This is a genomic window from Asticcacaulis sp. (assembly GCF_020217185.1).
In the GTDB taxonomy this organism is placed as follows: Bacteria; Pseudomonadota; Alphaproteobacteria; order Caulobacterales; family Caulobacteraceae; genus Asticcacaulis.
The window spans coordinates 1-10000 of record NZ_JAIWNX010000214.1; the positions used below are offsets into that span (position 1 = coordinate 1).

The following is a 10000-nucleotide window of genomic DNA, read 5'->3' on the forward strand; positions in this document are numbered from 1 at the left end:
CAAGCCTAAGACGCTGAACTAATCTCCGCCTCGTGGCGGCACAACAGTTAGGCGGGATTAACGCTTTTTTGGCCGGGCTCTTGCATAAGGGGAGGCGAAGGAGCCGCCATGAAACACCTTGCGCTGATCGCCATTCTGCTGACGACGCCTGTTATGGCGGCGACACCGGCCGTCAATCCGCTGTCGAAAGAGCCCTTTTATGCGGCTATCGTCCGGGATGCGGGCACGCTGAAGGCGCGCACGGTGCGTATGGCCCAAAGCCCGTCCCTGACGCTTCTGACCTCAGCCGGTTTCAAGACCTATGCGCGGGAGATCAGCACCCTGTCCGAGCGCAATCTGAAAGGCCATCTCGATCTCAAGGCCCGCGGCACGGACAATGACCTGAAATGCGTGCTGAAAGGGGTGTCGCTCGATCTGCCGCGCAAGCTGGCGGCCATAGAGGCGGCGAAGACACCGGATGCGCTCAAAGGCGCGTTGAACGACATGGCCTATCTGTTGGAAGACAATATCGAAGTGATCGTCACCCCGGCAACGGCAGATTCCGGGCTCGATTGCGTGATCGAGTTCGGCAATTCGTAGGGACTACTTCTTCAACACCGCAACCACTTCCTTGGTGCTCAGAAGTTGCCCCAGCACCACCGGATCGGCACTGTTGCGGCCATAATAGACGTAGAGCGGCACGCCGGAACGCCCGTTCTGGCTGAGATACTGTGAAATGGCCGCGTCCTGATTGGTCCAGTCGCCGACCATGTACACCGTGCCACTCGATTTTACGGCCTCACGGAAGGCTTGCGTCTCGAAGACAAGCCGTTCATTCACCTTACACGTCACACACCAGGCGGCGGTCAGATTGACCAGAACCGGGGTGTTTTGCGCGCGCAGTTCGGCGATGCGGGCGGTCGAAAAAGCTTCGTGATCGACCGCCACCCGCACTGGCGCATCCGGCTTCTGCAGGGCGGCGGTGGCCGCGACGGCCAGCGCCATGACGATGAACACAGGGCGTAAAATACGCGGGCCCTTCGGCCACCACAGGCCCACCGTCAGCAGCGCGCAGGCCAGCCCCAGCGCGAACAGGCCAAGGCCCGACACCTGCTGCGCAAAGACCCAGCCCATCCACAGGGCGGCGGCGTACATGGGGATGGCCAGAATATGCCGCAAGCGGTCCATCCACGGGCCGGGCCGCGGCATACGGCTGGCCACCGCCGGGACATAGGTGATCAGGAAGGTGAGGGCGACGACCGGCAGGGCAAAGCCGAGCCCAAGCGCGAGGAATATGGCAAAGCTGACCACGCCCCCCTGCGCCAGGGCCACGCCGATGGCCGTCGCCATAAACGGAGCCGTGCAGGGGGCGGCGACCACAACGGCCAGCACGCCGGTCAGCAGCGCCGTCACATCGGGATTGGCGACCGAAAGACGCCCGCCCGCCAGCGATTGCAGGCCGGAGCCGACCTCGAACAGGCCCGACATGTTGAGCGCTACGGCCAGCAGCAACAGGGACAGACCCGCTGTCACCCACGGCGATTGCAACTGGAAGCCCCAGCCGAGCGCCGAACCGAGCCAGCTCAGCAACCCGCCGAGAGCCGCAAAGGTGAGCAAAACGCCGAGGCCGTAGAACAGCGACTCGCGACGACCGGCGGCACCCTCGTGCCCGGCTCTGGCCAGAGCCAGCAGCTTCATCGACAACACCGGAAACACGCAGGGCATCAGGTTGAGGATCAGGCCGCCCACAAAGGCCAGACTCATCGCTGCGACCACCCCCATCAGGTTGATCGCGGGGCGCGCCTGTGGCGGTGCACCTAAGCCTCTGGCGGTGGCGGGCGGCGTGCCTTCTGTGGCGCTGATCTGATAGGACCGGCCGGACGCGAAGCGGATCACCGCCTCAAACGGCGCTTCGGGCGTGGCCTTGGTTTTCAGCGAGACCGTAAAGCCCTGCGGCCCCAGTTCGATCGCCTGTTTGGCCGACGGGTCGATCACGCCACCGCTCAGCGGAAACAGATAGGCACCGCCGGGGTGGGCAAAATCGTTGGCGGCGCTGGCCTCGCTCGGTGACAGCAGGCCGAGCGTCAGGGTATCGCCGGACACCGCATAGGTCGCCTGCGCCTGTACCTTTTGCGGCAAGGCGGCGCGGGCGACGCTGAAATCGCTGACCGGCTCAGGTTTTGGCGTCACCTTGAGATCGAGCGTCAGGTTGACCGTCTCCGGCACGCAGACCTTTTCGCAGACCAGAAAATCGACCTGCGCGCGGATGGGCAGCACGCCGTCTTTCAGCACCGAGCCATTGGTGAGCTTGGCCAGAAGCGCGGTTTCGCCACTATAGCCGAAATTGGTCAGCCCCATATAGGGCTGCACTTCGGGGGTCGGGAAGACCAGTTCCGACACCGTGACGCCGGTGGGCAGGGTCCATGTGACCTTGGGCGCAAGGCCCGTATCGCCGGGATTTTGCCAGTAGGTGTGCCAGCCCTTGAGCGGCGTGTGCCGGATGGCCAGCCACGTCTGTCCACCCGGTGTAACCGTCGTTTCAGCGATCAGTTCGGTGGTCAGATGTGCTGTCTTGACCGGCGCGGCCTGAACGGCGGAGCCCAGCGCGACAAAAGCAAAAACGAAGGCAAGAAATCGGAACACGCGGTCACCCGAGCAGTTGAAGCACGCCTTTATACGACCGAAAGCGACGTCCTGTTTGAAAATTTTATCCTTTTTCGGCGCTTATCCGGAAGGGCTTACAGATTCACATTCAGCTTGCGCGCCAGCGCCAGCACTTCGGAACGCAGTGAGCCATAGGAGGAGCCCATCAGCTTGCGGATGGCCTTTGAGGCCTGTTCGCGGTCGAGCGACAGGATCATGCGCTTGACCTGACCAATGCCGGCGGGCGGCATGGAGAGGCGGTTGAAGCCCAGCGCGATCAGCACAAAGGCCTCCAGCGGCTTACCCGCGATTTCGCCACAGACCGAAACCGGTGTGCCCGAATCTTCGGCGGCCTTTTGAATGGTCGAAAGGGCACGCAACATGGGCGGCGACAGCACGTCGTAACGGTCTGACATGCGCGGATTGGTGCGATCCGCGGCAAACAGGTACTGCGTCAGGTCATTGGTCCCGACGCTGGCGAAATCGACCATCGGCAGCAGGGCGTCGAGGTGGAACAAAAGCGACGGGCATTCGATCATCACACCGACGCGCAGCACCTGCGGCAGCGGTCGGCCGCGGCGGCGCGCCCACTGACATTCGATATCGACCAGTTCGCGCGCCTGACGGAACTCATCGACCGAGGCGACCATAGGGAACATGATGCGCAGCTCACGCCCCTTGGCGGCGGTGAGCAGGGCGCGCACCTGCATACGCAGCAGGGCCGGGCGGTCCAGCCCCATGCGGATGGCGCGCCAGCCCAGCGCCGGGTTTTCCTCGCGCTCGGTCTCCATATAGGGCAGGATCTTGTCGCCGCCCAGGTCGAGCGTGCGGAAGATGACCGGCTTGTCGCCCGCCGCGTCCATCACCCGTTCATAAAGCTCGGTCTGACGCTTCAGGCGGGGCAGGTCTTCGGAGACCATGAACTGAAACTCGGTGCGGAAGAGGCCGATGCCCTCGGCGCCCGTCTCGTGCATGATTTCGAGATCGAACTCCAGACCGGCATTCATCAGAAGCGCCACGCGGTGGCCGTCGCGCGTCACCGCATCGACGTCTTTCAGCTTTTCGAACTCAGCCCGGCGGGCGGCCCGCATGTCCATGCGCGCCACAGCGGCCCCCAGAATATCGGGGCGGGGGCGTAAGTAGGCTTCGCCGGTTTCACCATCGACGACCACCTGATCGCCCTGATTGACCTTATCGCGCAGGCGCTCTAGCCGTCCGACGCAGGGGATTTGCAGGGCGCGGGCGACGATGGCGGCATGGTTGGCGGCCGAGCCTTCTTCGAGCAGAATGCCTTTCAGCTTCTTGCGGTCGTATTCCAGCAGGTCCGCGGGCCCCAGATCACGCGCCACCAGAATGGCATTGTCGGGGATTTCGCGGGCGACCGTGTTGCGGCCTGCCAGCACGCGCAATAGCCGGTTGCCGAGGTCTTCGAGGTCGTGCAGACGCTCACGCATATAGGCGTCACGGGCATTGTTGAGCTTGGCGCGTTGTTCATTGCGCACACGCTCCACCGCCGCCTCGGCGGTCAGGCCGGAGCGCACGGCTTCGACCAGATTGCGCGTCCAGCCGCGATCGTGGGCGAACATGCGATAGGTTTCGAGCACATCGAAGGTCGGTCCGGCCAGACCGTGCTGGCCTTCGAACATCTGATCAATCTGGTCGCGCAGATCACCAATGGCGGTCAGAAGCCGCGCCTCTTCGGCAATCGCATCGTCCGACAGCAGGTGATCGGGCGTCACCGGCACCTCATGCAGGATCACGGTGCCGATGGCGATGCCGTCAGCGAAGCTCGACCCTTTCAGGCGCTCCGGCCGCTGCGGCGCGATTTCGATGTCTTTCAGTTCATCGTCGCTGACCAGGTCACCGGCCACCATTTCGGCCAGCACCATGGCGATGATCTGAAGATCCTCGACCTCATCCTCGCCATAGGTGCGCATGGCCATGTTCTGCACGACCAGCACGCCGATGGTCCGCCCGCCACGCAGCAGCGGCACGCCGAGGAAGGAGTTATAGGGGTCTTCGCCCGTTTCCGGACGGTAGGCAAAGCTGGGGTGTGACGGCGCGTCGTTGAGGTTCAGCGGCTGCCCCGACCGGGCGACCTCACCGACCAGACCTTCCGACAGGCGCAGCCGCGTATTGTGTACGGCTTCGCGGTTGAGGCCTTCGGTGGCGAACAGTTCCAGTTCTTCGGAGGTGCGGCGCAGATAGATGGAGCAGACTTCGGCGATCATCGAACGGGCGATGATTTCCACCACGCGGTCCAGACGCGCCTGAGCCGAGGAGCCATCGGCCATGACTTCGCGAATCTGCCGCAGCAGACCGCGCTGACCGCGTGCACCCTGAACCAGACTTGGACTCAACGCTCGGCTCCCCATACAACCGTGTGCCGTTTTCTCCATAATGGGAAACGTTTTCGCGGCTGTCTACAGAGGCTTGCCCCCTGAGACAAGTCACGAAGACTTTATGCGGTCACATCGCCGAAACAAATCGGCACAAACCCACAGAGCCCAAAGAAAAAGGCCGCGCACTCAAAGCACGCGGCCTTTTACCTTACCTGAACAGCGCTTACTGCCCGATCTTGTCCAGATCGTAGGCCGCATGAAGGGCGCGCACGGCCAGTTCGGTATAGGCTTCATCGATCAGGACCGAGATCTTGATTTCCGAGGTCGAGATGACCTGAATATTGATGCCTTTTTCCGACAGGGCGCGGAACATGGTTTCGGCGACACCCGTGTGCGAGCGCATCCCGACGCCGACGATCGACACCTTGGCGACGTTTTCATCGACCTTGATGGCGTCGAAGCCGATCTCGGCCTTGGCAGCTTCCATAATTTCGGCGGCGGCCTGAGCGTCGCGGCGGCCGACGGTGAACAACTGGTTGGCGTATTCACCGGAGCGCTTTTCCGATTGCACGATCATATCGACATTGATATTGGCCGCGGCCAGTTTCGAGAACACAGCAGCCGAAACGCCGACCTTGTTCGGCAGGCCCAAAAGGGTGATCTTGGCTTCATCACGGCTGAAGGCCACGCCGGAAACAATATGCTTTTCCACGATTTCGTCCTCGTCGCACACGATGGTGCCCTGATCAATGTTTTCGCCCGGCTCCACGAAGGAAGACAGGACGCGCACCGGCACGCGCTGCCCCATGGCCAGTTCGACCGAGCGGGTTTGCAGCACCTTGGCCCCCAGCGACGCCATTTCCAGCATTTCCTCGAAGGAAATCTTCTTCAGGCGGCGGGCCTTGGATTCGACGCGCGGGTCGGTGGTATAGACGCCATCGACGTCGGTATAGATGTCGCAGCGGATGGCCTTGACCGCCGCCGCCACGGCGACCGCTGAGGTGTCCGAACCGCCGCGGCCCAGCGTGGTGATGCGGCCCGACTCGGTGACGCCCTGAAAGCCCGGCACGACGACGATCTGTCCGGCATCGAGCGCGGTTTCCAGCCTGGCCGGCGGGATGTCGAGGATGCGCGCCTTGCCATGCACGTCCGAGGTGAGGATCGGCACCTGCCAGCCCATCATCGAAATGGCGTCATAGCCCATATTGCGCAGTGTCATGGCCAGAAGGCCGGCGGTCACCTGTTCGCCGGAGGCCACGACCACATCATATTCGTCGTCGCCTTCCATGGCGCGGCCCGTGGCCTTACCTGCGCCATCGGTCCAGGCAACCAGCTCATTGGTCTTGCCCGACATGGCCGACACAACGACCGCGACGCGGTGACCGGCATCGTATTCAGCGGCCACCAGCCGGGCCGCCCTGCGGATGCGTTCGAGGTCGGCCATCGACGTGCCGCCGAACTTCATCACGAGACGAGTCATTAATCCGTCTTTCTCTTCAAGCAGTACAAAGGAGTGTGTACAAAAATGCGCGCCCGCTTTACTGCCCGTGCGCGCGCCTGTGAAGCTTTTTTGCGAAAAAAGCGCATACGGACGCTGCTTTTTGCGCTATTCCCCTGCCAAGAGTGGCTGTTTTCGGAGCGTGACATGGCCAGAGCGGCAAAAAATCAAGCAAAATCAGTTGCAAATGAGACGGAATTGACCGCCTCTACCCCCGCCGGGCCGAGCATAGATGCCGAAGATGTGGCGCGGTTTTCGGCTCTGGCGGCCAAATGGTGGGACCCCAAGGGTGAGTTTGCCCCCCTGCACAAGTTCAATCCCAACCGCGTGCGCTTTATCCGCGATACCTGCGTCGATCACTTCCTGCGCGATCCGCGCGCGGTGGCGCCATTCGGCGATTTGCGCCTGATCGACATTGGCTGTGGGGGCGGCCTGTTGTCCGAACCGATGAAGCGCATGGGCTTTGACGTTACCGGCATCGACGCCTCGGAAAAAAATATCGGCACGGCGAAGGCTCATGCGGCCGAGGTCGGGCTCGATATCCGCTATCTGGCCCAGACGGTCGAGCAGGTGGTCGCGTCCAAAGAGCCCGGTTTTGACGTGGTGCTGACTATGGAGGTCATTGAGCACGTCAACGACCCGGAAAGCTTCCTCAAGACCTGCGCCTCGCTGGTCAAGCCGGGCGGACTATTGTTCATCGCCACGCTGAACCGCACGCTGAAGGCCCACACACTGGGCATTGTGGCAGCGGAATACGTATTACAGTGGGTGCCGAAGGGCACGCACGACTGGAACAAGTTTCTCAAGCCCGAAGAGATCGAAGGCTTCCTTGAAGGGACCGGCCTGACGCCCGACCCGGCGGTGGGGGTCAGCTACAATCCCTTCACGGCGACCTGGGCCCTTTCAAACGATACCGCCGTCAACTATATGATCGTCGCCCGGCGGGATTTGCTGTAATTCCGTCGGTTTTCCCTCCCCCTCTCCCTGAGGGAGAGGATGGTGCGGTACGCGCCGGGTGAGGGGGATAACCTCGCACCCTCATTTCTGAACGCCCCCCTCACCCCAACCCTCTCCCTCAGGGAGAGGGGGAGGCTCTATATGACCGATACTGACCTGACTCTTGTTTCCGCCTGGAAGGGCGCCCAGACCCGCCTGAAGGCCGCCCATATCGACTCGCCGGCCATCGACGCCCGGTTGCTGCTGGAGGCGGCGACCGGCTATACGCGCACCGACATCCTGACCGATCCGTACAAGCTGCTGACGGCGGAGCAGAAGGCGACGCTCGATGACTATCTGACCCGCCGCGAAAAGCGCGTGCCGGTGGCGCGTATTCTGGGCCGCAAGGGCTTCTGGAAACTGCTGCTCGACCTGACGCCCGCCGTGCTGGTGCCGCGTCCGGAGACCGAGTGCATCGTCGATATGATCCTCAAGACGACGGAGGAGGGGCAGGCCTTTACGCTGGCCGATCTTGGCGTCGGGTCCGGGGCCATCCTGCTGTCGGTCCTGTCTGAGCGTCCGGCGGCCAGGGGCCTTGGCACCGATGTCTCCGAAGAGGCTTTGGCCGTGGCGCGCGACAATGCCGCCAATCTCGGCCTCGACGGGCGCGCGGCCTTCCTGCGCACCTCGTGGGGCGCGGGCCTCGCGGATGCCAGCTTCGATTTCGTTGCCTCCAACCCGCCCTATATCCGCAGCGACGTCATCCCGACGCTTGACCCCGAAGTGCGCGACCACGACCCGCATCTGGCGCTGGATGGCGGCGAATCGGGCCTTGATGCCTATGTCGAGATGATCCCGGAAGCCTTCCGCATCCTCAAGGCCGGCGGCACGGCGTGGATGGAAATTGGCTATGATCAGTCGGCCGCGGTCGAAGACCTGATGAAAAAGGCGGGCTTTTTCAACGTGGTGACCTTTAAGGACCTGTCCGACCTGCCGCGCATCGTGGTGGGCCAAAAGCTTTCCCTGCAATACACAGACCGTTGAAAACCGTCCGTTTCTGAAAATTTCTCTTGGAAACGGGCGGTTTTGGCGCTAACACTGCAAAGTCTCCTGCCATTGTGGACGGATTACCGGACGGCTTTTGCCGCTTCCGAGATCATGCACAGTCGAAAACGCTGTGCCCATAGGCGGAAACCTGAGCGCCTGCGTAGGGGGGCAAAGCCCGGTGCAGGCCACAGCGTGAACCCCTGAAAACGGCACACACCAACACGCAAACCCGGCACTTCATCTAAGGCCCTGCGGCATATGGCAAACAGGGCCTGCGGCACATAAACAGATTCGCCCCGCGCCTCATTCCAGCGGGGCCTTGCCCTAAACGGTTACATCGCATGAAAGATTTTCGGGGTATGAAACGGCAACGCAGCCGTAATCGCAAGCCCTCTGGTAATCAGAACAACCCCAATCGCGCCTACGAATCGAACGGGCCGGACGGGGCGAAGGTGCGCGGCAACGCGCAGACCATCTACGAAAAGTATCAGCAACTGGCCCGCGACGCCAATTCGTCGGGCGACCGCGTGCTGGCCGAAAACTACCTCCAGCACGCCGAACACTATTTCCGCCTGATCCGTCAGATGCAGCCGCAGCGTCCGGTTTCGGAATTCCTGCAACGCGACCCGTTCTCGACGGGCTTCGACTTCGATGAGGACCTCGATACCGAGGTCGAGACGACCGAAGCCGAGGGCGAAACCGCTGAGTCCGAGGGCGGCGAGGGCGATCAGCCGCGTTATGACAACCGCCGGGATCGCGACAGAGACCGTGACCGCAATCGCGACCGCGACCGCGATCGTGACAGAGACCGTGACAGAGATAGGGGCGAGCGCAATGACCGCGGTGACCGCGACCGCAATGGCGGCGACCGGGATCGCGCCTACGCCGAGCGTGGCGAAAATGGTGACGACCGCCCGCGTCGCGAAAGCCGCCGTGAACGCTATGAGCGCCGCCGTCAGCAGCGCCTGAGCGAGCAGGAGGTGTCCGTAACCTCCGGTCCGATCGCCTCCACCGAACCGCTCAACGGCGGCTCTGCGCCGGCCGAAGTGGCGGGCTTTGACGTGGTTACGCCGCAAGCGGCCCCGATCACGCCCGCGCCCGAAGCGCCTGTGGCCGAGGCTCAGCCGGAAGCCCGTGGCCGTGGCCGTCGCCGTGCGGTCGAAAGCGACGCCGCTGCCGACACCAGCCACCTGCCGGCCTTCCTGCGCGCCCCCGTGCCGGTGGCCGCCGCCGAGGCGCCCGAAGCGGTAACGGAAGAGGGCGAAGCGCCCAAGCGTCGCACCCGCCGCAAGAAGTCGGAAGAGGCCGAGGCGTAACCCACCGCGTCACGTCTCAGGATTAAAAGCGCTCCGGACCTTCCGGGGCGCTTTTTCGTAACGCACTCCTCCCTTGTCTCTGCCGCCTGTTTGCTTTAATCGCGCAGCATGACCGAAAACGCCCCCAATCCCGCTGAATTCACCGAATTTCGTCCTGAAGCGCGCGCGCCGCGCGGCTTTGCCGACAAGCGCGCCTCACAGATCGCGGTCGAACGCCGACTGATCGCCAGGGTCTCGGA

Annotated in this window: 7 protein-coding genes; 4 read left to right on the top strand and 3 right to left on the bottom strand. The window is 63.0% G+C overall.

Annotated features, from left to right (window positions below; translation table 11 throughout):
• Positions 1-108 precede the first annotated feature (108 nt).
• Positions 109-579: a hypothetical protein gene (locus LDL37_RS10590; RefSeq protein WP_290797826.1), complete on the top strand. Its 471-nt coding sequence runs from the start codon at positions 109-111 to the stop codon at positions 577-579.
• A 3-nt stretch (positions 580-582) separates the two neighbouring features.
• On the opposite strand, the gene LDL37_RS10595 is transcribed toward LDL37_RS10590, so the two are convergent.
• The 3 genes from LDL37_RS10595 to LDL37_RS10605 form a co-directional block, all read right to left on the bottom strand.
• On the bottom strand, positions 583-2622 hold the full coding sequence (locus tag LDL37_RS10595; RefSeq protein WP_290797829.1) for a protein-disulfide reductase DsbD domain-containing protein: 2040 nt from the start codon (positions 2620-2622) through the stop codon (positions 583-585).
• A gap of 95 nt (positions 2623-2717) precedes the next feature.
• Complete coding sequence (gene ptsP / locus LDL37_RS10600) at positions 2718-4916, bottom strand: phosphoenolpyruvate--protein phosphotransferase (protein WP_232037191.1); 2199 nt, start codon at positions 4914-4916, stop codon at positions 2718-2720.
• A 271-nt stretch (positions 4917-5187) separates the two neighbouring features.
• Complete coding sequence (locus LDL37_RS10605) at positions 5188-6444, bottom strand: aspartate kinase (RefSeq protein WP_290797832.1); 1257 nt, start codon at positions 6442-6444, stop codon at positions 5188-5190.
• A 165-nt stretch (positions 6445-6609) separates the two neighbouring features.
• On the opposite strand from LDL37_RS10605, the gene ubiG reads away from it, so the two are divergent.
• The 3 genes from ubiG to LDL37_RS10620 all read left to right on the top strand — a co-directional run bounded on the left by ubiG (position 6610) and on the right by LDL37_RS10620 (position 9761).
• Entirely contained in the window at positions 6610-7419 is an 810-nt protein-coding gene (gene ubiG, locus LDL37_RS10610) for a bifunctional 2-polyprenyl-6-hydroxyphenol methylase/3-demethylubiquinol 3-O-methyltransferase UbiG (protein WP_290797835.1), read from the top strand.
• Between the two features lie 141 nt (positions 7420-7560).
• On the top strand, positions 7561-8442 hold the full coding sequence (prmC, locus tag LDL37_RS10615) for a peptide chain release factor N(5)-glutamine methyltransferase (protein ID WP_290797838.1): 882 nt from the start codon (positions 7561-7563) through the stop codon (positions 8440-8442).
• 362 nt (positions 8443-8804) lie between these two features.
• Entirely contained in the window at positions 8805-9761 is a 957-nt protein-coding gene (locus tag LDL37_RS10620; protein WP_290797841.1) for a DUF4167 domain-containing protein, read from the top strand.
• Positions 9762-10000 lie beyond the last annotated feature (239 nt).

Coding starts and splice junctions, on each gene's coding strand:
- LDL37_RS10590 (WP_290797826.1), top strand. CDS start 109: ATGAAACACCTTGCGCTGATCGCCATTCTGCTGACGACGCCTGTTATG.
- ptsP (WP_232037191.1), bottom strand. CDS start 4,916: ATGGCCGATGGCTCCTCGGCTCAGGCGCGTCTGGACCGCGTGGTGGAA.
- LDL37_RS10605 (WP_290797832.1), bottom strand. CDS start 6,444: ATGACTCGTCTCGTGATGAAGTTCGGCGGCACGTCGATGGCCGACCTC.
- ubiG (WP_290797835.1), top strand. CDS start 6,610: ATGGCCAGAGCGGCAAAAAATCAAGCAAAATCAGTTGCAAATGAGACG.
- prmC (WP_290797838.1), top strand. CDS start 7,561: ATGACCGATACTGACCTGACTCTTGTTTCCGCCTGGAAGGGCGCCCAG.
- LDL37_RS10620 (WP_290797841.1), top strand. CDS start 8,805: ATGAAACGGCAACGCAGCCGTAATCGCAAGCCCTCTGGTAATCAGAAC.